Below are 21,399 nucleotides of genomic sequence, written 5' to 3'. Positions count from 1 at the left end.
CACGTGGACTCCTCCGCGAACTGGCATCGATGGGGCACCCGGGCGGTCGGCGACCGGGCCGGTCAAGGGTACTGGGGGCGCGGACGGGAAGAGGTGCGCGGCCTCACCGCGAGGGCGGCGGAGCGATGTCGCCGGAAGGCGGGACCGGCGGCTCGGCGTCGTCGAGGGCGGGACGGTTGCCGCAGCAGGCGCGGACCTCACGGCCGGTCAGGGGCACGGGCAGCGCGGCGAGGAGGGCGCGAAGTTCCACGGTGGCGGCGTCGCCGCCGCCACCGGCGGCCAGCTCGTCCAGCAGTTCCGGGCGCGCCTCCAGCTCGTCGGCCAGCTGCGGCCAGCGGGAGCGGATCATCGCCCAGGCGGCGAGGGTGTCCAGGTCCACCGGCACCGCCTCCAGCGTCCGGAGAGTGCGCAGCACCGTGTACGTGTTCAGGAACCGCTTGATGCCCCGCGGGTTCGGCTGGAGCAGGGGCGCGAACTTCAGCAGCGCGTGCTCGGTCGAGCGCAGGATGTCGGGGTCGGCCATCTTCACGGCGGCCTGCGCGGCCACCCGCACCCGGACGTCGGCGGGAACCTCGCGCAGGACCTCGACGACCTCCGCCTCGCTCCTCGCCGACGCGATCCGCCGTGCCGCGTCGGCGTCCTCGCCCGGTGCCGTCGCCCGCCCGAGTGTGAGCAGGCTCGCCATGTACGACGACTGCTGCTCGCCGGGCAGGAACCTCAGCGGCACGCTCAGCTGGAACAGCTTGTCCTGGAAGAGGTAGCCGAGGGGCCGTCCGGGTTCGTCGATGGCCGCCTTGAAGTCCTCGAAGTGGCCCTCGAAGGCGCAGCGCAGCCAGGCGCCGTCGGCGGAGACGACGAAGGAGGCGGCGTCGCCGGGCTCGGCCCCCGGACTCTCGCGGATGAGGTTCTGGACGACCTCCAGGGTCTCGACCACCGTCGCCCGGTCGCAGCGGTCGAGGTCGTCGATGAAGATCACGACCGGCCGCCGCGCGTGCCGCAGCAGCCACGCGAAGTGGTGCGCGACCTCGCCCATCGGGTCCTTGTGCGACTGCTCGAAGATGCGGGCGCCCCGCGCGGAGTCCCAGAGGAAGAGCCTCGCCGCGACCCGCGAGGCACCCCAGACGAGGCCCGCGACGGCGAGCGCCGGGCCGGCGACGGAGAGGATCGCGCCGGACCGCACCGGGTCCCAGTTGGCGCTGAGGGCGAGGACTCCGGCGGTGATCGCCACCGAGGTCGCGGCCATCGGCAGTGCCCAGCTCGCACCGGCGTAGCGGATGCGCATCAGGGTTTCCCGCAGGCGCAGGAGGCGGAAGTGGTACCAGGGGCGGGAATCGACGACGGTGTCGCGCACGGCGGTGAGGAGGGGGTACCAGGTGGGTTCGACGCGGGAGTGCCGCCAGGCGTTGAAGCCGACGACGACGAAGTCCTCGCCGAGGTCTTCGGCGAGGAGGTTGAGGAGGGTGGACTTCCCGGTGCCCCACTGGCCGTCGAGATGGGCGAGGAAGGAGACGCCGGGCGCCTCGGTGGTGACCTGGCGCAGGCGCTTGCCGAGGATCCGGGCGAGCGCCTCGCGCTGGAGGAGGTCGCGGGAGGCGGGGGTGTCGTGTTGCCAGGGGACGTGGTGGGAGGGGGGTGGTGGGGCGGAAGGAAGGCCGAAGGCGCGGTTGCGGGCGAGAGCGAGGCGGGACGGGCCGTCGCCCCTGTGCGCGGCCACGGACCGGACCGCGCCCGCGATCTCGTCGACCGTGAGAAGCTCCGGCCCGCCCCGGACTCCTCCGCTCAGGACGCTCACCACCGCCGCGCTCAGGCCGGTGTTCGCGGACCTGTGCCGAACGAGCACCTGTACCGGGCCGCCGAGTCCCCTCAAGTCGGCTGAGAGCCCACAGTCCAGGATCAACAGGCGCAGGCTCGCCGAACTCGATGCGACGGTGTTGAGCAGGTCGATCAACGGCAACATCGACTCCGCCGACGTGTCGGAAGCGTCGAGCCGCAGGTCAACGTCGCGGCCCTCGTGAGGAACGGCCGGCCCCTTGAAGCAGACCACGAACGCCTCGGTCGCGTCTCTCGCCGACTGCCGCAGCTGAGCCAGCATCTTGGCGCGCTCGGTGACCGAGTGGATGCGGCAATCACTCGCCGAGAGGCCCCAGACCGCGCCGTCCATCAGCGCGAGCGCCAGTTCGGAGATCTCGATGCCGGGGACATGTGGCGAGTCCCCGTCGATCAGCACCGCCCGCGACCGTCCGGGATCGGCTAACCGCGGCTCGAAGGCCGCCTCCGCCTCCGATTCCGGGGCGAGGGACGAACTCCCGAAGGGCCCGCCGCCCTTCGCCGTCGGAACGTTCTGCGATTCCACCACGCCGCACTCCCCCACCCCGAAACCGCTACATCGGCAGCGGCTTCTCCTCCTCGTCGGACGGCTGGAAGCTCCCGATCTCGCGCAGCGCGTGCATCTTGTCGCGGCCGCGCTCGACACCGGACAGCGCGCGGTGCAGGAACTGCTCGAAGTTGGCGAGGGTGGTGTCCACGTACTCGTCGACCTCGTTGCGCAGGCGGTTGGCCTCGTCGCGCGCCATGTTGATCAGGCGCTGCGCCTCGTGCTCGGCCGACACGGTGACCTCGTGTCCGGCGACGAGGCGGGCGTGCTCGGCCTCGGCCTCGGAGATGATCCGGTTGGCCTCGCGCTGACCGGCGTCGATGATCTTGTCCCGCTCGGCGAGCATGGCGTCGGCGCGGCGCAGCTCGGCGGGCAGTTCGCCGCCGAGTTCTTCGAGCATCGCGATGATCTCACCGCGGTCGATCTTGGCGGCCCGCGACATCGGCACGGCCTTGGCCTGCTCGACGTACGCGATCAGCTCTTCAATGCGCTCCAGTGGCCCCACCGGGTACTCCCCTCGAAATCGAGCGACTCTGTAGACAAGGCCACTCCATGGTCGCCTGCATGACAACGACCAGCAAGCTTAACATGACGGGATGCTATCGTGTTAAACATGGCGCTAACGGTGAAGCGGGCTTATAGGTACCGTTTCTACCCCACCGGCGAGCAGGCGGCCCTCTTGACGCGCACGTTCGGGTGCGTCCGCTTCGTCTGGAACAAGGCCCTCGAAGAACGCACCCGCCGCCATCGCGACCTGGGACTGGCCACCAACTACGTCGAGACCGCCCACTGGCTCACCGCCTGGAAGCAGGACGCCGACACGGCGTTCCTGGCGGAGGTCTCGAACGTGCCCCTCCAGCAGGCCCTGCGGCACCTCCAGTCGGCCTTCAGCCGCTTCCACGCCCGGCTCGCCCGGTACCCGCGCTTCAAGACCAGGCACCGGGGCAAGGCCTCGGCGACGTTCCAGAGCAACGCCTTCCGCTTCCGCGACGGCCGGCTCCATCTGGCGAAACTGGCCGAACCGCTCGACATCGTCTGGTCGCGGCCGCTGCCGGCGGGCGTCGACCCGACGACGGTCACGGTCAGCCGCGACGCCGCCGGGCGCTGGTTCGTTTCCATGCTCGTCGAGGAGCGGCTCAGTCCGGCACCGCCCGTCGAGGGCCGGGTCGGGATCGGCACCGGCGCCAACGCGCTGATCACGCTGTCCACCGGGGAGAAGATCACCGTTCCCCGGCAGGAGAGGGCCGACCGGCGCAGGCTGGCGCGGGCCAGGCGGACGCACGACCGCACGACACCGGGGAGCCGCAACCGGGCGAAGGCCCGCGTCAAGGTCGCGCGGATACAAGCGCGGATCGCCGACCGGCGGTCCGACCACCTGCACAAGGTCACCACCTCGATCGTTCGCGAGAACCAAACGATCGTCATCGAGGATCTCGGCCCGCGCGACACGGCGGGCGACCACGATCAGGGCACCTCGGACGCCGGCCGGGTCCGGCTGCGGTCACTGCTGGAGTACAAGGCCGCCTGGTGGGGACGCACCCTGCGGGTGGTGGACCGGTGGTATCCCAGCGCCGAGCTCTGTTCGACGGCCGCCTGCGGCCACCTCAACACCTCCCTGCCCCCGAGCGCCCGGTCGTGGAAATGCCCCCGCTGCGGGGTGCTCCACGACCGCGACCTCAACACGGCACGGAACGTTCTCGCCGCCGGGCTGGCGGAGAGCTGAAACGCCTGCGGAGGGCAGGTGAGTCCGATCCCGGAGCGTTCCGGGTGGGCACTGCCCGTCGAGACAGGAAACGCCGTGGGCGACCACGGTCCGCCCCTCCTCGGAGGAGCGCAGGTCAATGAGTCACTGCTCCCGCAGCCTGGCCACCAGGCGGCGCGCCACGGTCTCCGGAACGTATCCGGAGACGTCACCGCCCCACTTCGCGACATCGCGCACCAGGCTCGACGACACGAAGGAGTAGAGCCGGTTCGTCGGGATGAGGAAGGTCTCGACGCCCGACAGGCCGTGGTTCATCTGCGCCATCGACAGCTCGTAGTCGAAGTCCGACACGGCCCGGATTCCCTTGATGACGACGTCGATCCCCCGGGACTTGCAGTAATCCACGACGAGCCCCTGGAAGGAGTCCACCTTCACGTTGGGGAGGTCGGCGGTCACCTCCTCCAGCATCTCCAGGCGCTCGTCGATGTCGAAGAACCCCTGCTTGGAGGAGTTCGCGAACACCGCGACGTACACCTCGTCGTACAGCCGGCTCATCCGCTCGAAGATGTCGAGATGACCGAGGGTCACCGGGTCGAAGGATCCCGGGCATACCGCGCGTCGCACCGTCGTCGTCACGATCGGGCACCGTACCAAATAATGGACTCCCCATAACGGCGCCCACGCGTCTCTGTGAGCGTTTCGGGCCACGCGAAGGCCTTCGTTCGCGTGGACCGCTCCACCAGGACGAGCGAGTCCTCGTGCAGCCAGCCGCCCTCGACGAGCGCCGCGAGGTCGGCGGTGACCTCGGCGTTGTCCAGTGTGTAGGGCGGATCGGCGAAGACCAGATCGTAGGGTTCGCCGGGCGGCGCGGCCAGCGCGCCGCGCACGCTGGACGTGGTGAGGACCACACGGTCGCCGACGCCGAGCGCGGTGATGTTGGCGCGGATGACCCGGGCGGCGCGGGCGTCGGACTCGACGAGCAGGACGTGCCCGGCCCCGCGCGAGCAGGCCTCCAGCCCGACGGCTCCCGAACCGGCGTAGAGATCGGCGACGCGGGCGCCGTCGAAGTCGAGGAGGCTCGTCAGCGAGCCGAACAGGGCCTCGCGCACGCGGTCCGAGGTCGGCCTGGTGCGGTCCCCCGGCGGCGTCTGGAGCCGGCGGCCCTTCATGTCCCCGGCGATGATGCGGGTCAACCCTTCTCCAGGTACTCGGCGCGCTCGTCGTCGACGAGGGCGGCAACGGCGGCGGCCAGTGCGGGATGGCGGACGAGATCGGGGTCGTCGTCGACGATCACCACGGCCGCCTCGCGGGCGGCGCGGATCAGGTCGGCGTCCTTGAGCAGCGACAGCAGCTTCACCGACGAGCGGTGACCCGACTGGGCCTCACCGAGGACGTCGCCTTCCCTGCGCTGCTCCAGGTCCAGCTCGGCGAGCCGGAAACCGTCGGTGGTCTCGGCGACGGCGGCGAGCCGCTCGGCGGCCGGGCTGCCCGGCGCCGACTCGCTGACCAGGAGGCACAGTCCGGCGGCGCTGCCCCGGCCGACGCGGCCGCGCAGCTGGTGCAGCTGGGAGACGCCGAAGCGGTCGGCGTCGAGGATGACCATCATGGTCGCGTTGGGGACGTCGACGCCGACCTCGATGACGGTCGTGGCGACGATGACGTCGAGCTCGCGGGCCTTGAAGGCGCGCATGATCGCGTCCTTCTCCTCGGCGGGCATCCTGCCGTGCAGGATCCCGACGCGCAGGTCGTGCAGGGCGCCTTCGGCGAGCGCCGGGCCGACGTCCATGACGGCCACGGGCGGGCGGCGGCCGTCGTCGTCCTTCGGAGGCTTGTCATCGTCGTCGCCCCCGATCCTCGGCGCCACGATGTAGGCCTGATGCCCGGCCTGGACCTCTTCGCGGATGCGCTGCCAGCTCCGGCGCATCCACCGCTCGTCGGTGCCGGGCACGACGTGCGTCGTGATCGGCGAACGGCCTTTCGGCAGCTGTGCGAGCGCCGAGACCTCCAGGTCGCCGTAGACGGTCATGGCGACGGTGCGCGGGATCGGTGTGGCGGTCATGACCAGGACGTGCGGCGGGACCTCGGCCTTGGCGCGCAGGGCGTCGCGCTGCTCGACGCCGAAGCGGTGCTGTTCGTCGACGACGACGAGGCCCAGGTCGGCGAAGTCGACGCCGTCGTAGAGCAGGGCGTGGGTGCCGACGACGATCCCGGCGGTGCCGTCGGCGGCCTCGGCGAGGGCCGCGCGGCGGGCCTTGGCGCCCTGGGAGCCGGTGACGAGGGTGACGCGGGTGGCCTCACCGGCGGCGTCCAGCTCACCGGCACGGCCGTGCGCCCCCAGGAGTTCCACGATCGTGCGGTGGTGCTGGGTCGCGAGTACCTCCGTGGGCGCCAGCAGGGCCGCCTGTCCCCCGGCATCGACGACCTGGAGCATCGCGCGGACCGAGACGAGCGTCTTGCCCGACCCGACCTCGCCCTGGAGCAGGCGGTGCATCGGGTGCGGGGTGGCGAGGTCGGCGGCGATGTCCCCGCCCACCTCGCGCTGGCCCTCGGTGAGGGTGAACGGGAGCGAGGCGTCGAAGGCGGCGAGGATCCCGTCGCCGCGCTGCGGCCTGGCCTTGCCCTTCACCGCCCGCGCCGAGGCCTTGCGCCGCACCAGGACCATCTGGAGGCCGAAGGCCTCCTCCCATTTCAGGCGCTTGACGGCCGCGTACAACTCGCCCTTGCTGCCGGGCCGGTGGATGTCGTGGATCGCCTTGGCGAAACCGAGGAGCTTGTGCTCCTCGCGCAACCCCCTGGGCAGGAAGTCGGGCCCGTCGAGGGTGACGGTGTCCAGGACCGTCCGCACGCACTTCGCGAGGGTCCAGCTGGGCACCTTCGCCGCCGCCGGATAGACCGGGATGAGCGCCCCGGCGAACTCCTCCATGACCTCGGCGGCCCGCGCGCCCTCCCCCGCGACCGCGCCCGGCGTGAGCGCCGCCGTCAGGTCCTCACCGGCTTCCTCGGTGTCCGGGAGGAGCCGGTAGTCGGGCCCGTTGAGCTGGCGTTTCCCACGGAAGTCGGTGACCTTCCCGGCGAACAGCCCCCACCGGCCGACCAGTAGCTCGCGTTCCCGCCACGGCTGGTTGAAGAAGGTCAGCGACAGCGTGTACCCGCCGTCGCCGATGATGACCTCCAGGATGCTGCCGCGGCGGTTGCGCATGGCCCGCCGGTTCACCGCGCGGATCTCGCCCATCACGGTGACCTGCTCGCCGACTTCGAGGGTCCCGAGGTCCGTGCGTTCACCGCGCTCGGCGTAGCGGCGCGGGTAGTGGCGCAGGAGGTCGCCGACCGTGCGCAGCCCGAAGGCGTCGTCGAGCGCTTCGGCGGTCTTGCCCCCGAGCGGGGTCTTCAGCGGCGTGTCCAGCGTGATCTTCATTCGACCCCCACCAGGAGCGGATGGCGCCGCTGGCCGCCCTCGTAGCAGGACACCTCGACCAGCGGCCAGCGCGAGGCGAGGTGCGCGGTGACCCGCGCGACGGCGTCGTCGGACAGGCCCGCGCCGGTGACCAGGGTGACCAGTTCGCCGCCGGCGGCGCACATGCGGTCGAGGAGTTCGCAGGCGACCACGGCCGCGTCCTCGCCGATGATCACGACGTCGCCTTCGGCGAGGCCGAGGACGTCGCCCGGCTCGCAGCGCCCGGCGGTGGTCAGCGCGATCCGGGCCGCGACGGCCAGGGCGCCGAAGCGGCAGGCCCCGGCGGCCTCGGCCATGGCGATGACGTCGTCGTCGAAGCGGCGGCCCGGGTCGCGCACGGCGAGCGCGGCGAGGGCCTGCACCGGTGAGCGGGTCGGGACGACCGAGACGTGGAGTCCTTCGGCGCGGGCGAGTTCGGCGGCGCTGTCGGCGACCGACTGGCTGCTGCCGTCGTTGGGCAGCAGGATGACCTCGGCGGCGCCGGTGGAGCGGACGGCGGTGAGGAGTTCCTGGGTCGACGGGGGGCTGCTGACGACGGGGTGGGCGCCTTCGGCGGCGAAGAGCTGGGCGAGGCCGGTGCCCCCGGCGACGGCGACGACCGCGCGGGAGGCCGCTTCGGCCGGGCGGGAAACCCCCTCGTCGGGTGTTTCGGGGTGGGCGTGGGGGTGGCCGTGATCGTCGGCGAAGCGGGTGACCGAGATGCGGTGGGGCCGGCCGGCCTCGATCCCGGCCTCGATGGCGGCGCCGATGTCGTTGACGTGGACGTGGACGTTCCAGGTCTGGCGTTCGCCCTCGTCCGCGGGTTCGTCGCGGATGCCGGTGCCGACGACGACGAGGGAGTCGCCGAGGCCGGTCAGGCGCAGCCGGAGCCGCTCGACCGCGCCGGGCTCGGCGTCGAGGAGGTACTGGACCTCGTAGGCGAAGTCGCTCGAACCGGTCTCGCGTTCGGCGGGGACGACCGGGATCTTCAGGCCCTCGTCGAGTTCGGCGGCGGCCTGGGGCGCGCCCGTCGCCTCGCCGGTGACGGTCGCGACGAGCGCGTCGAGCACGAGCGCGAGCCCGAAACCGCCGGAGTCGACGACACCGGCGCGGGCCAGCGCGGGAAGCTGGCGCGGGGTCAGCTCGACGGCCTGCGCGGCGCCGAGGCAGGCCGCGGTGACGACCTTCGGCAGGGGCTCGTCGGCGAGACGGGCGACGGCGTCGGCGGCAGCGTCGGCGACCGACAGCATCGTGCCCTCGGTGGGCACGGCGACGGCGGCACGGCAGGCGTCGGCGGCGACGCGCAGACCGATGACGACGGCGGAGGGACCGGCCTCGGCGGCACCGGCGCCGCGGTGGGCCCAGGAGTCGGCGAGGCCGCGGAAGAACTGGGCCAGGATCACCCCGGAGTTGCCGCGCGCGCCGAGCAGGGCCCCGCGCGCGAAGCGCCGGAGCGCCTCGGAGAGGTCGGCGACCGTCCCCGCCTCCAGGGCGTGCAGGCCCGCGGTGAGGGTGGCGACCATGTTCGTGCCGGTGTCGCCGTCTGGCACGGGAAAGACGTTGAGCTCGTCGATGTCGCGCCGATGCCGGCGGAGGACGTCGACGCTCGCCGCGCACCAGCGGTGGAAACCTGCCGCGTCGATGCTCGTGAGCGGTTCCTCGGCGACCGCTTCCTCTACGTCCCGCACGAAGAACGAGCCTAGTGCCAGCCCCCGACACCGCGGAGGCTGGCGGCGACTACATGTTGAAGTGGAGCGTCATCAAGCGGTCTTCGGCGCTCTTGACCAGATCGGGCATGTCGTCGGGGACGGCCGTGTAGACCGCCGCCGCGCGCGACCCGTCGATGTCGATGAGCGCGACGGTGACGGTGTCGCCGCCGGCCGCCTTGGCCGGGTCGTCCCAGATCATGTGGTAGCGCAGGATGACCGCGACCCGGCCGTCGATGCGCGCCTGCTGGACGGTCGGCGCGGCCTCGCGCTTGAGGCCCTTGAGCGGGTTGCCGTCCGTGCCGACGTAGCGGCCGCCGTCGAGGGTCGTCGCCAGGTCCGCGGCCGCCACGCCGATCTGGGCGGGGCCCGCGTACGGGATCAGCGCGGTGTCGAGCCCGCCGTTGAGGAACAGCGCCGGGAAACTCGCGCCCTCCTTGAGCTCGCCGACGGCCTGGGCCAGCTCGTTGAACGCGGCCGGGGCCGTCGTCAGCGCCGTCCAGTCGCCGGGGGTGAGGTACTCCAGGCGGGTCTGCTCGTTGGTGACCGGGTTGAGCGCGATGACCGGCGGGCCGCTGGCCTGCGGGTCCTGCGAGGAGTTCGCGCTCGGGTCGGCGCTCGGCGTGCCGCCGCCGGTGTTGAAGAACAGCACCGCGCCGATGCCCAGCGCCACGACCACGATGATCACCGAGACGATCACGACGGCCTTCGGGATGCCCTTCTTCGGGCCGGGGACGGGCGCGCCGCCCCACAGCGCCGGGTCGGGCTGCGTGCCGGTGAAGGTCGGGCCGTCCGGCACGACCGGTTTCGGCGCGAAGACCTGCGGGTCCGGGCCGGACGGGTACTGCTGATGCGCGGGCGGCGCCGAGACCGGCGGCACATAGACGGGCGGGCCGGAGACCTGCTGGTTCGGCGGCGACGAGACGGGCTGCTGTGAGAAGGCGGGCGGGCCTGACACCTGCCCGCTGGGTGGGGCGGAGACCGGAGGCGGCGTGTACGCGGGTGGGCCGGACACGGGAGGCGTGTAGGCGGGAGGACCCGAGACCGGCGGCGTGTACACCGGCGGCGCCGACACCTGCTGACTCGGCGGAGCCGAGACCGGAGGCGGCGTGTACGCGGGAGGACCCGAGACGGGAGGCTGGTACGGCGGCTGCGGCTGCTCGGGCGTGTAGACCGGCGGGTTCTGCGGGACGTACACCTGCGGCTGCTGCGGTCCCCACTGGTTGGGGACCGTCGGCGGCTCGGCCGGGTTCGCCGGAGGCTGCTGCGGGTACTGGGGTTGCTGCGGCTGCTGGTACTGCGGCTGGGCGGGCTGCTGATACTGCTGAGGCTGCGGCTGCGGCGGCCCGTAGGAGGGCGGCGCGAAGGGATCCACCGGCTGCGGAGCGGCCTGCTGCGGGTCGGGCGCGGGCCCGAACGGCGAGACCGGATCCTCCTGCTCCTGCTGACGGTGGATTGCCTGGGTGTCCTCCGACGACTCCTCGTCGGGCTGCTGCGGGTAGGTCATCAGGGGCAAACTTTCCGGAGGGGGTACCGTCGCTCATGGACGCCTGCGGTAACGTCGCTGCCAGCGTACGTGAGCGTGACACCTTCTACACCACCCCCGTTTGGCGGTGGACGGTGACTCTCAGGTAGGCTTCCCAGGCTGCCCCTGTGTGGGCGATCAAGATCTACGTCAACACTCAGGAGTGCGTTCATCATGTCCAGCAGGTGCGATGTCTGCGGCAAGGGCCCCGGCTTCGGCAACAACGTGTCCCACTCGCACCGTCGGACGCGTCGTCGGTGGAACCCGAACATCCAGGTCGTGCGCACCAACGTGGCCGGCGGGGACAACAAGCGCAAGGTGAAGCTGTGCTCGTCCTGCCTGAAGGCCGGTAAGGTCGCCCGCGCATAGAGCGCGACCCGCGAAACTTATCGCCGGGCCCCTCGGGGCCCGGCTTTTTCGTGCCCGGCGGACGGGGTTTCCCGCCGGACAGGGGCCGCGGGCCATGGCCACGCCTCCCCCGCCTTGCCGGTCATTCCTGCCGGAAGTGGTCCCACCCCGCGGCCGAGCGCGTCCAGCGCGTTCCGTCGACCGTGACGCCCTCCCCCGCGCGGACCACGCCGATCTCGGCCCACTCACCGCCGAGCATCACGTCGGGTGGGAAGGTCGCCACCAGCGCGTGATCCTCACCACCGGTGAAGATCCATTCGTATGGGTCGACGCCCAGCGCGTTGGCCGAGTCGGCCATCTGCCGGGGCAGCGTGAAGTTCGCCCGGCGCAGGTCGATGTGCACACCCGAGGCGGCCGCGATGTGGCCGACGTCGGCGAGCATCCCGTCGGAGACGTCGATCATCGCCGTCGCGCCCAGCTCGGCGGCCAGGATCCCGGCGGCGTAGGGCACCTCCGGGCGGCGGAAGGCGTTGACCAGCGCTCCCGGTGAACGGAATCCGCGCGACAGGATCGTGTAGCCCGCGGCGGCCCAGCCGAGCCGGCCCGCCATGGCGACGATGTCGCCGGGGCGCGCGCCCGCGCGCGTGACGGGCTCCCGGCGCTGGAGGTCACCGAGCGCGGTGACCGCGATGGTCAGCGACGGACTGGCCACGGTGTCGCCCCCGACCACCGAGGCGCCGACCAGCGCGGCCTCGGCGGCCATGCCGTCGGCGAACTCCTCGGCCCACTCGACGGGCAGATCGCGCGGGGTGCAGAAGCCGATGAGCAGCGCGGTGGGCCGGGCGCCCATGGCGGCGATGTCGGCGAGGTTCGCGGCGGCGGCGCGATGGCCGACGTCGGTGGCGGTGGACCAGTCGCGGCGGAAGTGGCGTCCCTCGACGAGGACGTCGGTGCAGGCCACCACCCGGCCGTCGGGCGCGCGGACGACCGCCGCGTCGTCGCCGGGGCCGAGGAGGCAGTCGGCGTCGGCACCGTTCTGGGCGGGGATCGCCAGACGCCGGGTCACCCGCTCGATCAGGCCGAACTCGCCGGTCTGCGCCACCGTCATCTCGTCTCCTCCTGTAGCCCGCGCATAGCTTAGTGTCAACCGGGGAACACCCGAAGTGCGGCCGGGCGCGCCGCGCGCCCTCGCCTACGGCCCCCGTGTCCCCCTGGACACCGGCTCCCGTTGCGGTAGTTTCGCTCAAAGCCGAGCGCGTGTCTTGCGTGTTACGTGTTAAGGAGTCGTGTTGTGGTCCAGGCGTACATCCTTATTCAGACCGAGGTGGGCAAGGCGCGCGACGTCGCCACCACGATCAAGGAAATCACCGGCGTGGTCAAAGTGGACGCGGTCACCGGGCCCTACGACGTCGTGGTGCTCACAGAGGCGCGCACCGTCGACGAGTTGGGGCACATGGTCGTCAGTAAAGTGCAGCAGGTACCGGGCATCACCCGGACCTTGACTTGCTCTGTCGTCCATTTGTGAAGGAGTGACCCGTGGCCGACACGGTCACGCGGGGCGCCGCACGACTCGCCACGCTCATCGCGATTCCCGTGGCCATCGTCGCGGCGGTCGGCGTTTTCGTCCTCGTCAGCAACGCCGCGCCGCCGCTGGAGGACGAACCCGCGCCGGTGTCGAGTGAACCCGTAGCGGTCACGCTCCCCTCCCTCGACGAAGATCAGGCCGTCGCCTGCCGTGCCCTTCTGGCCAAGCTTCCGGACACCGCGCACACTCAGCCCCGCCGCCCCGTCACCGAAGGCGCCGAACAGGCCGCCGCATTCGGAGACCCCGCGGTGACCCTCGTCTGCGGTGTCGACGCCCCGAAGATCGAGCCGACCGAGACGGTGTACCCGATGGACGGTGTGTGCTGGGTACAGCGCCCCGGCACCGGCGCCGCGGTCTGGACGACCGTCGACCGGCAGGTGCCCGTCGCGCTGACCGTGCCCGGTGACGGGAACGGGTCGGGCGAGTGGGCACAGGCCTTCTCCAAGATCGTCAAGCAGCAGCTGCGGCCCCTCGACAAGGGTGTGCCGAGCGGCTGCGGCTAGGTAGGTCCAGGGACGCGCCGGCCCGGGCGCGTGTGCCCGCCTTGGGGTGCCCGCGCCCGTGCTCACCGGAGCTTTCGGCCGGGCTCCTTTGGGGCATACGGGAGAGCACGCGATCCGGTCGCTCAACCCGCGCTGAGGCGTGCCGTGAACCCGCCCGCACCTACCCCGGAATCTCCGGCTTCGTCTCCCGCGACATCAGCGCCGCCACGCCCTTGCGGGGATCCAGCCCTTCGTGGCACACCCGCTCCACCTGCTCCGTGATCGGCATCTCCACGCCGTTGGCGACCGCGAGGTCGCGCACCGAGCGGCAGCTCTTCACGCCTTCGGCGGTCTGCTTCGTCGCCGCCTGCGCCTCGGCGAGGCTCTCGCCGCGTCCGAGCCGCTCGCCGAAGGTCCGGTTCCGCGCGATCGGCGACACGCACGACGCCACCAGGTCACCGAGACCGGCGAGGCCTGCGAAGGTCAGCGGGTCGGCGCCGAGCTTGGCGCCCAGGCGGGCGGTCTCGGCGAGGCCCCGCGTGATCAGCGTCGCCTTGGTGTTGTCGCCGAGGCCCATGCCCGACAGCATCCCGTAGGCCAGGGCGATGACGTTCTTGACGGCGCCGCCGAGTTCGCAGCCGACGACGTCGGTGTTCGTGTACGGCCGGAAGTAGTCGGTGCTGATGGCGTCCTGGACGGCCGTCGTACGCGCGGTGTCGGTCCCGGCCACGACCGTCGCCGTCGGCTGCCGGTTGGCGATCTCGGGCGCCAGGTTCGGCCCGGACACGACCACGATCTGCCCCGGCTCGACCCCGGCGACCTCGGCGATGACCTCGCTCATCCGCAGCGTCGTGCCCAGCTCGATGCCCTTCATCAGGCTCACCAGGGTCGCGCCGGGCGGCAGCGCCGAACGCCACTCGCTAAGGTTCTCCCGCAACGACTGGCTGGGCACCGACAGCACGACCAGCTCGGCCCCGTCGAGGGCCTCGCGGTAGTCGGTGGTGGCCGTGATCAGCGCCGGGAGCGAAACACCGGGCAGGTACTCGCCGTTGCTGTGCTCCTCGTTGATCTCCCGCGCGATCCTCTCGCGACGGGCGTGGAGCGTGGTGCGGTGCCCGTTGTCGGCGAGGACCTTCGCGAAGGTGGTCCCCCAGGAACCCGCGCTAAGTACGGCCGTCCGCATGCCTTCTCCCTCACGCCTTCTTGTTGTTCTTGCGCGCCGCCGGGTCGTACAGCGGCGGGGGCGCCTCGCCGCGCAGCTCGCCGACGAGGCCGGCGACCGCCCGCATGATCGTGTCGGTCATCTCGTTGAGGGTCGACGCGGTCGCCTCGACGCCGTCCCAGGCCGACAGGTCGACCGCCGGGCCGGCCTTGACGACGCAGGGCGTGCGAGGACGCAGGCGCATCTTCTTCGTGATCGGGTTGTAGAGGTTCTGCGGACCCCACTGGGCGATCGGGATCACCGGGGCACCGGTCTCCAGGGCGAGACGGGCGACACCGTTCTTGCCGCGCATCGGCCACAGGTCCGGCGAGCGGGTCGTCGTGCCCTCCGGGTAGATGATCACGGCCTGCCCCGACCTGACCGCGCCGATGGCCGCGTGCAGCGACTTCACCGCGTCGGAGGTGCCCCGGTACACCGGGATCTGGCCGGTCGCCTGGATGATCGGGCCGAGCACCGGGATCTTGAAGATGCTGGCCTTGCCCAGGAAGCTGGGGTTGCGGCCGGAGTCGTAGACGTAGAAGGCCATGAGCAGCGGGTCGGCGTGCGAGAGGTGGTTGACCGCGAAGATCGCCCCGCCCTTCAGGGGGATGTTCTCGAAGCCGAGCCACGTGGCCCTCGTCATCAGGCTCATGACGGGTTTGACCAGTAGGACCGCCACCCGAAGCCAGAAGCCGACCTTCTGATCACCGCCTTTTCGGCGCCCGAACAAGCCCACGGTTCTCCTTAAGCGAACGGTTGTGGAACGACCTTACTGGCATCCTGGGGTCAGGGATTTCCCCTATGGCGCCGAAGCCCAACTGATGTCATCCTGGAGTCAGAGTGACAGCGGACCCTCCGTCGTCACCGCAAGAAGGAGACTCACATGAACCTCCGCCTTCTGGCCTGGATCGTCCTGCCGGTCGTCGGACTCATCCTCGTCGGGTGGCTCGCGATCAAGTTCCTCGCCTTCATCTTCGGCTGGATCGTCTACCTGGCCATCGGCGCAGCCGTGGTCGCCGGCGCGATCTACGCGTGGGGCAAGGTCCGCCAGGCACTGGGCAAGGGCCCGACGCGGCGCTCCCTCCCCCGCTAGCCATGCCCGACTGGACCGTCCTGATCCCGGTCAAGCGGCTGGCGGCGGCGAAGTCCCGGCTCCGGTCGGCGACGATGACCGTGCCGCGCGAGTCCCTCGCGCTCGCCTTCGCGCTCGACACGGCGCACGCCGCCACGAGCTGCCGCACGGTGGCGCGGGTCGTCGCCGTCTCCGGGGATCCCGCGGTCCGCAAAGCCGTCGCGGGGATGGGAATGGACACCCTGCACGAGGGGCCGCGTGCCGATCTCAATGCGGCGATCCGGTACGCGGCGGCCCGGCTGCGCGCGGCCGACCCGGCCGCCCACCTCGCCGTCCTGACCTCCGACCTGCCCGCCCTGCGTCCCGGTGAACTCGCCGAGGCCCTCGGCCGCGCCTCCCGTTTCCCGCGCGCGTTCGTCCCCGACGCCCTCGGCACCGGGACCGTCATGCTCACCGCCACCGAAGGCGCCGAACTCGACCCGAGCTTCGGTCCCGGCTCGGCCGCCGCCCACCGCGCGTCGGGCGCCGAACGCCTCGGCGGCCTGTGGCCCAGCCTTCGCCGCGACGTCGACACCGCCGCCGACCTCGCCGCCGCCGGATACCTCGGCCTCGGCCGCCACACGCTCGTCCTGCTGTTATCGGCGGAGAGGTGTAATGTCGGCCACCATGCAGGGCACCGTCGCCACGTTCGACCCCGACACCCGCTCCGGGACCGTCTTCCTGGACAACGGCGTGAAGATCGACTACGGCGCGGAGGCCTTCGCCGCCTCCGGCCTGCGCCTGCTCCGCCTCGGCCAGCGTGTGCGCCTCGACACCGACACCGAGGGCCGCGTCACGGGACTCGCCCTGCCGACCATGTAGTGACCGGGTTATCCAGGCCAGTTCACCCGAAGGTCATTTACTGGTAACCCGAACCCGGCCAGAATGGTGCGGTGAGCACCCCAGAACGAGGCACGGCTTCCGGCGGTCCAGCCCCAGGCGAACACGTCGTGGCCGACGGCAGCCCGTACCTCAACCGCGAACTGTCCTGGCTCGACTTCAACGCCCGTGTGCTCGCGCTCGCCGAGGACCAGCAGGTCCCCCTGCTGGAGCGGGCCAAGTTCCTGGCGATCTTCGCCTCGAACCTCGACGAGTTCTACATGGTGCGCGTCGCCGGCCTCAAACGGCGCATGCAGGCGGGCCTGACCGTCCGCGGCAACGACGGCCGCACCGCCCGCGAGCAGCTGCGCCTGATCGCACTGCAGGGCAACGAACTGGTGTCGCGGCACGCGCACTGCTTCTCCGACGACGTGGCCAAGTCCCTGGCCGACGAGGGCATCCGCATCGTCAGCTGGGAGGAGCTCGGCACCGATGAGCGCGAGCGCCTGCACCGCCTGTTCACCGACCAGATCTTCCCCGTCCTCACGCCCCTGGCGGTCGACCCGGCGCACCCCTTCCCGTACATCTCGGGCCTGTCGCTGAACCTCGCGGTCATCGTCCGCGACCTCGACTCCCCCGGCGCGCCGGAGCGGTTCGCGCGCGTAAAGGTCCCCAACAACGTCTCCCGCTTCGTCCGCGTCAACGACGACTCGACCTTCCTGCCGGTCGAGGAACTGATCGCCGCACACCTGCCCGCGCTCTTCCCCGGTATGAGAGTCGTCGAGCACCTGACCTTCCGCGTGACCCGCAACGCCGACGTCGAGGTCGAGGAGGACCGCGACGAGGATCTGCTCCAGGCGATGGAGCGCGAACTGGCGATGCGGCGCTTCGGGCCGCCGGTCCGGCTGGAGATCAACGACTCGGTGTCACCGCACGTCCTGGAGCTCCTGGTGCGCGAACTGGGCATCGACGAGCACGACGTGCAGCAGGTGCCGGGGCTCGTCGACCTGTCGGGCCTGTGGCAGCTCTACGGCGACGTCGACCGCGACGACCTCAAGGACCCGGTGTTCGTCCCATCGACGCACCCGAAGTTCACCGAGGGGTCGAGCCCGAAGAGCGTCTTCGCGACCCTCCGCGAAGGCGACATCCTCGTCCACCACCCCTACGACTCCTTCGCCACGAGCGTGCAGCGCTTCATCGAGCAGGCCGCCGACGACCCGCACGTGCTGGCCATCAAGCAGACGCTGTACCGCACCTCGGGCGACTCGCCGATCGTGGACGCGCTCATCGCCGCCGCCGAGGCCGGCAAGCAGGTCGTGGTCCTCGTCGAGGTCAAGGCCCGCTTCGACGAGCAGGCCAACATCGCCTGGGCCCGCGAACTGGAGAAGGCGGGCTGCCACGTCGTCTACGGCGTCGTCGGCATGAAGACGCACTGCAAGACCGCGCTGGTCGTGCGGCAGGAGAGCGGACGGCTGCGCCGCTACTGCCACATCGGGACGGGCAACTACCACCCGCGCACCGCCCGCCTGTACGAGGACTTCGGGCTCCTCACCGCCGACCCCGAGGTCGGCGCGGACCTCACCGACCTGTTCAACGTCCTCACCGGCTACAGCCGCCAGACCACCTACCGGCGGCTTCTGGTGGCGCCGCACGGGATCCGGCACGGCATCATCGAGCGGATCGAGCGCGAGACGGCCCGCGGCGAGCGCGGCCTGATCCAGATCAAGGTGAACTCGATCGTCGACGAGGCGATCATCGACGCGCTGTACCGGGCCAGTGCGGCCGGTGTGCGCGTTGATCTGCTGGTGCGCGGGATCTGCGCGCTGCGGCCGGGTGTGCCCGGGCTCAGCGAGGGGATCCGGGTCCGTTCGGTGCTGGGGCGTTTCCTGGAGCACTCGCGGGTGTTCCGGTTCGGGGCCGACGCCAAGACGATGGAGATGTTCATCGGTTCGGCCGACCTGCTGCACCGCAACCTCGACCGCCGGGTGGAGGCGCTGGTACGGGTCGACGATCCGGACGCCAAGGCACAACTGGTGTCGATGTTCGCGCTGATGCTCGACGACGGCACCGATTCCTTCGAGCTGGCGGGTGACGGGACGTGGCGCCGGCGGTCCGCCGACACGCCACTATCCGACGCACAGCGCCGCCTGATGCGATTACGGTAGGCGCCATGGCGTTGACGAACGACGTGGAACGGGTGCGGGCCGCCGGCGGGGTCCTGTGGGACTCCACTGGGGACGGTGTGCGGCTCGCGCTGGTGTACCGGCCCGGTTGCGACAACTGGTCGCTGCCGAAGGGGAAGTTGTCCCCCGGCGAGCATCCGCTCGCCGCGGCCTGCCGCGAGGTCGAGGAGGAGACCGGCGTCGCCGGGATTCCCGGGCCGTTCCTGACCACGGCGTCGTACACGCTGCCCAATCCCGAGCGCGAGAAGCACAAGACGGTCGACTACTGGGCGATGCGCGCGCTCAACCCGAAGACCGAGTTCGTGCCGAACAGCGAGATCGCCGAGTGCCGGTGGGTGTCGGTGGAGGAGGCGCGGGAACTGTGCAGCCGCCCACGCGACTTCGCCGCGCTGGACTCCTTCGCCGCGCTGCCGACGGTGACGGGGACGGTGGTGCTGCTGCGGCACGCCAAGGCTGCCTCGGTGACCTTCGACGGCCCCGACGTGGCCAGGCCGCTGGAGACCAGGGGCAAGGCGCAGGCGGGGCTTCTGGTGCCGCTGCTGGCCCTGTTCCAGCCGACGAGGATCATCGCGGCCTCGCCCCTGCGGTGCGTCAAGACCGTGGAGCCGCTCGCCGAGGCCCTGAGCCTGCCGCTCGAAGGCGATTCGGTCTTCGACGCCGAAGGGCACCTGCGCAACACCGAGCGGGCCGCCGCGCGGCTCGGGGAGCTGGGGGCGTCGGGCGCGACGACGGTCGTGTGCAGCCAGCTCCCGGTGATCGCCGACTCCCTGGCGTTGCTCGCCGACACCTCCGGGTTGGCGGTCCCCAGCGTGCACACGGGTACCGGTGAGGGCTGGATCCTGGGCTTCGACGGGACGACTCTGGTTACCGCCCACCGCCTCTAGGGGCCGTTCGACGCCTGGCGTAGGGTCTGCGTCCGAAGCAGCCCCAACCTAGGAGGTCGCACCCCCGATGAGGTCCGTCATCGTAGGCGCTCTCACCGCGTTCGTGATCTCCTTGTTCCTGACGCCCCTGGCCATCCGTTTCCTCCGCAATCGCACCGGGCAACCGATTCGCGACATCGGCATCCAGGCCCACCAGGTCAAGCGCGGCACCCCGACGATGGGCGGCGTCGCCTTCATCTCCGCCACCGTCCTGGCGTACGGCGTCGGCCACGTGGCCCTCATCCCCCTCGAAGGCCGTCCGCACCTGCCGACGATCACGGGCCTGGTCCTGCTGGGGCTCTTCGTGTGCGGTGGGCTCCTCGGTTTTCTCGACGACTTCCTGAAGGTCGCGAAGAAGAACAGCGCGGGTCTGGCCGGCCGGTGGAAGCTGCTGGGGCAGCTGGTCATCGGCGTCGGTTTCGGGACGATCGCGCTGTACTACCCCAGCCCGGAGGGTTTCACCGTCGGGAGCCAGTACCTGACCGTCGTGCGCGAGATCGACTGGCTGCACATCGGAAAGGTCGGATCGGTGCTGCTCTTCGCCGCGCTGATCCTCGGCACGTCCAACGCGGTGAACCTCACCGACGGGCTGGACGGGCTGGCCACGGGCAGCACGGCCATCGCGTTCCTGGCGTACCTGGCGATCGCCTACTGGCAGTACCGCCACTGGTGCGCCGACTCGACCAACCTCTCGTCGTCCTGTTATCCGGTCCGCGACCCGCTGGAGGTCGCGCTCATCGCCGGGGCGGTCGTGGGAGCGCTGGTCGGTTTCCTGTGGTGGAACACCTCACCGGCGAAGATCTTCATGGGCGACATGGGATCCCTCGGCCTGGGCTGTCTCATGGCGGGAATGTCCGTGGCGACCCATACCGTCATGCTGCTGCCGGTGATCGGCGCGTTGTTCGTGCTGATCACCTTCCAGCGGATCGTGCAGTACGTGTCATTCAAGACCACCGGAAAACGTGTCTTCCGGTCCTCGCCGCTGCACCACCACTTCGAGATGGCCGGCTGGAGCGAGGCGACGATCGTGATCCGCTTCTGGCTCCTGGCCGGGGTCGGTGTCGCGTTGGGACTCGGTGTGTTCTTCGCCGACTTCCTGCGCACCTCGGGCTGGTGAAGGGCCCTTATCCGGGCTCGCCGATCGCCCCATTTCGCACGGGAAGAATGGACGGAATGGGTACGGTCGCGGCCGTCGCCGATGGCGGGGGCCGGAGCGGATAACCGTGCGGGAATGGGACGTCCGTCCCGCGACTCCCCCATTCCCCGGTCGTCGGCCATGCCGCGAGGGTGCCGGGGCGTGGCGGTGAGACGCATTCTTCGCGCGCAAGCAGCATCATGCCCGGGCGAACGCCGGTGCGTGCGGTTTCGGGGAAAGTCGCCGGGGACCCGGGCGTGGTTTCCCGCCTGGACGGGCGTTCTGGCGAAGGCCCGTAAGGACCGGGGCGCGGTCTTGGGGCGGATGTGACGCCGGACCGCCTGCGGCGGCGGCGATCGGGGATCGTGCGGGCCGAGGCTCGGTGCCGTGGCCGGGTGGGGTGCGCGGGACCCGGTGGACGGGACCGGGACGTCAGGCGGGAAACCGCCGCTTCGGGTGAGCGGTGGGGTGCGCCTGAGTGCGGCAGGTCGCTGGAGCGCGCGGCGACTCTGGCAGACGAAGGCTCCTCCCCAGGCGGGAAACCACCACTTCGGCACATGATTCGAATTGCGGGAACACCGCCGTACCGGCGATCTCTGCCGGGTTGGGAGGGAAACGAGGACCGGGATCCGCGCCTGCGGGGGCTGCCTGTCGGCCCTTGCCGTGTCTGGAACCGGGTGGAGGGGCCGGGCCGTGCGGGCGGCGGGGATCGCGTCAAGCCGCCGGAAAACTCCTTCGAGCTGCGAGAACACCGCCGGCAAGCCGCCCAGAACCGCTTGTGCGCCCGGCATGTACGCCGGGGCGGTTCCGGGGTCGGCGATCCGGTGACGTCGCCTCCAGCGCGGACTGAGGCGGCCGGATGGGCGTCCCGG

General features: G+C 71.3%; 19 protein-coding genes and 1 pseudogene. 10 read left to right on the top strand and 10 right to left on the bottom strand.

Features of this window, described 5'->3' with window-relative positions; all coding sequences use genetic code 11:
- Positions 1 to 103 precede the first annotated feature (103 nt).
- Both HNR73_RS12515 and HNR73_RS12510 read right to left on the bottom strand, forming a co-directional pair.
- Positions 104 to 2,356: a KAP family P-loop NTPase fold protein gene (locus HNR73_RS12515; RefSeq protein WP_184787566.1), complete on the bottom strand. Its 2,253-nt coding sequence runs from the start codon at positions 2,354 to 2,356 to the stop codon at positions 104 to 106.
- 25 nt (positions 2,357 to 2,381) lie between these two features.
- Positions 2,382 to 2,879: an SPFH domain-containing protein gene (locus HNR73_RS12510; protein ID WP_184787565.1), complete on the bottom strand. Its 498-nt coding sequence runs from the start codon at positions 2,877 to 2,879 to the stop codon at positions 2,382 to 2,384.
- Between the two features lie 108 nt (positions 2,880 to 2,987).
- Here HNR73_RS12510 and HNR73_RS12505 point away from each other — a divergent pair, with 108 nt between their 5' ends.
- Positions 2,988 to 4,097, top strand: a complete 1,110-nt coding sequence (locus tag HNR73_RS12505) for an RNA-guided endonuclease InsQ/TnpB family protein (protein WP_184787564.1) — start codon at positions 2,988 to 2,990, stop codon at positions 4,095 to 4,097.
- A 123-nt stretch (positions 4,098 to 4,220) separates the two neighbouring features.
- Here the strand turns inward: HNR73_RS12505 and coaD are convergent, their stop codons facing one another.
- The 5 genes from coaD to HNR73_RS12480 are packed head-to-tail and all read right to left on the bottom strand — an operon-like array spanning position 4,221 to position 10,722.
- Positions 4,221 to 4,700, bottom strand: a complete 480-nt coding sequence (coaD, locus tag HNR73_RS12500; RefSeq protein ID WP_184787909.1) for a pantetheine-phosphate adenylyltransferase — start codon at positions 4,698 to 4,700, stop codon at positions 4,221 to 4,223.
- An 8-nt stretch (positions 4,701 to 4,708) separates the two neighbouring features.
- The gene (gene rsmD / locus HNR73_RS12495; RefSeq protein WP_184787563.1) at positions 4,709 to 5,269 is read right to left on the bottom strand and encodes a 16S rRNA (guanine(966)-N(2))-methyltransferase RsmD; all 561 of its coding nucleotides are present in this window, start codon (positions 5,267 to 5,269) and stop codon (positions 4,709 to 4,711) included.
- On the bottom strand, positions 5,266 to 7,491 hold the full coding sequence (gene recG, locus HNR73_RS12490) for an ATP-dependent DNA helicase RecG (protein ID WP_184787562.1): 2,226 nt from the start codon (positions 7,489 to 7,491) through the stop codon (positions 5,266 to 5,268). Before recG ends, rsmD begins: the two co-directional genes overlap by 4 nt.
- Entirely contained in the window at positions 7,488 to 9,197 is a 1,710-nt protein-coding gene (locus HNR73_RS12485; RefSeq protein ID WP_184787561.1) for a fatty acid kinase ATP-binding subunit FakA, read from the bottom strand. Before HNR73_RS12485 ends, recG begins: the two co-directional genes overlap by 4 nt.
- A gap of 49 nt (positions 9,198 to 9,246) precedes the next feature.
- On the bottom strand, positions 9,247 to 10,722 hold the full coding sequence (locus tag HNR73_RS12480; RefSeq protein WP_184787937.1) for a hypothetical protein: 1,476 nt from the start codon (positions 10,720 to 10,722) through the stop codon (positions 9,247 to 9,249).
- A gap of 192 nt (positions 10,723 to 10,914) precedes the next feature.
- Here HNR73_RS12480 and rpmB point away from each other — a divergent pair, with 192 nt between their 5' ends.
- The gene (gene rpmB, locus HNR73_RS12475; RefSeq protein WP_184787560.1) at positions 10,915 to 11,109 is read left to right on the top strand and encodes a 50S ribosomal protein L28; all 195 of its coding nucleotides are present in this window, start codon (positions 10,915 to 10,917) and stop codon (positions 11,107 to 11,109) included.
- A gap of 121 nt (positions 11,110 to 11,230) precedes the next feature.
- Here rpmB and HNR73_RS12470 read toward each other — a convergent pair whose 3' ends face one another.
- Positions 11,231 to 12,196, bottom strand: coding sequence for a thiamine-phosphate kinase (locus HNR73_RS12470; RefSeq protein WP_184787559.1), 966 nt, complete (start codon positions 12,194 to 12,196; stop codon positions 11,231 to 11,233).
- Positions 12,197 to 12,379: 183 nt separating this feature from the next.
- On the opposite strand from HNR73_RS12470, the gene HNR73_RS12465 reads away from it, so the two are divergent.
- Positions 12,380 to 12,613, top strand: a complete 234-nt coding sequence (locus HNR73_RS12465) for an Lrp/AsnC ligand binding domain-containing protein (RefSeq protein WP_184787558.1) — start codon at positions 12,380 to 12,382, stop codon at positions 12,611 to 12,613.
- An 11-nt stretch (positions 12,614 to 12,624) separates the two neighbouring features.
- Entirely contained in the window at positions 12,625 to 13,176 is a 552-nt protein-coding gene (locus tag HNR73_RS12460; RefSeq protein WP_184787557.1) for a DUF3515 domain-containing protein, read from the top strand.
- Positions 13,177 to 13,336: 160 nt separating this feature from the next.
- Here the strand turns inward: HNR73_RS12460 and HNR73_RS12455 are convergent, their stop codons facing one another.
- Both HNR73_RS12455 and HNR73_RS12450 read right to left on the bottom strand, forming a co-directional pair.
- A complete protein-coding gene (locus HNR73_RS12455) occupies positions 13,337 to 14,338 on the bottom strand; it encodes an NAD(P)H-dependent glycerol-3-phosphate dehydrogenase (protein WP_184787556.1) in 1,002 nt (333 codons plus the stop codon).
- A 10-nt stretch (positions 14,339 to 14,348) separates the two neighbouring features.
- Positions 14,349 to 15,008 (bottom strand): lysophospholipid acyltransferase family protein, encoded by a 660-nt coding sequence (locus tag HNR73_RS12450; RefSeq protein ID WP_184787908.1) that lies wholly within the window; start codon positions 15,006 to 15,008, stop codon positions 14,349 to 14,351.
- A gap of 231 nt (positions 15,009 to 15,239) precedes the next feature.
- On the opposite strand from HNR73_RS12450, the gene HNR73_RS12445 reads away from it, so the two are divergent.
- From HNR73_RS12445 to mraY, 6 genes and pseudogenes are all read left to right on the top strand, one after another.
- Complete coding sequence (locus HNR73_RS12445; protein WP_184787555.1) at positions 15,240 to 15,449, top strand: hypothetical protein; 210 nt, start codon at positions 15,240 to 15,242, stop codon at positions 15,447 to 15,449.
- A gap of 2 nt (positions 15,450 to 15,451) precedes the next feature.
- Positions 15,452 to 15,991, top strand: a pseudogene (gene cofC / locus HNR73_RS12440) (2-phospho-L-lactate guanylyltransferase); the annotation flags it as partial.
- Between the two features lie 91 nt (positions 15,992 to 16,082).
- Positions 16,083 to 16,289: a cold-shock protein gene (locus HNR73_RS39705; protein ID WP_444544128.1), complete on the top strand. Its 207-nt coding sequence runs from the start codon at positions 16,083 to 16,085 to the stop codon at positions 16,287 to 16,289.
- A gap of 71 nt (positions 16,290 to 16,360) precedes the next feature.
- Positions 16,361 to 18,451: an RNA degradosome polyphosphate kinase gene (locus HNR73_RS12435; RefSeq protein ID WP_184787554.1), complete on the top strand. Its 2,091-nt coding sequence runs from the start codon at positions 16,361 to 16,363 to the stop codon at positions 18,449 to 18,451.
- Positions 18,452 to 18,456: 5 nt separating this feature from the next.
- Positions 18,457 to 19,353 carry an NUDIX hydrolase gene (locus HNR73_RS12430; protein WP_184787553.1) on the top strand — a complete coding sequence of 299 codons (897 nt, stop codon included), beginning with the start codon at positions 18,457 to 18,459 and terminating at the stop codon, positions 19,351 to 19,353.
- 67 nt (positions 19,354 to 19,420) lie between these two features.
- A complete protein-coding gene (mraY, locus tag HNR73_RS12425) occupies positions 19,421 to 20,509 on the top strand; it encodes a phospho-N-acetylmuramoyl-pentapeptide-transferase (RefSeq protein WP_184787552.1) in 1,089 nt (362 codons plus the stop codon).
- The last annotated feature ends 890 nt before the right edge of the window (positions 20,510 to 21,399 follow it).

The organism is Phytomonospora endophytica (genome assembly GCF_014202425.1).
GTDB classification, from domain to species: domain Bacteria; phylum Actinomycetota; class Actinomycetes; order Mycobacteriales; family Micromonosporaceae; genus Phytomonospora; species Phytomonospora endophytica.
This window is presented reverse-complemented; position numbering and strand designations above follow the sequence as displayed.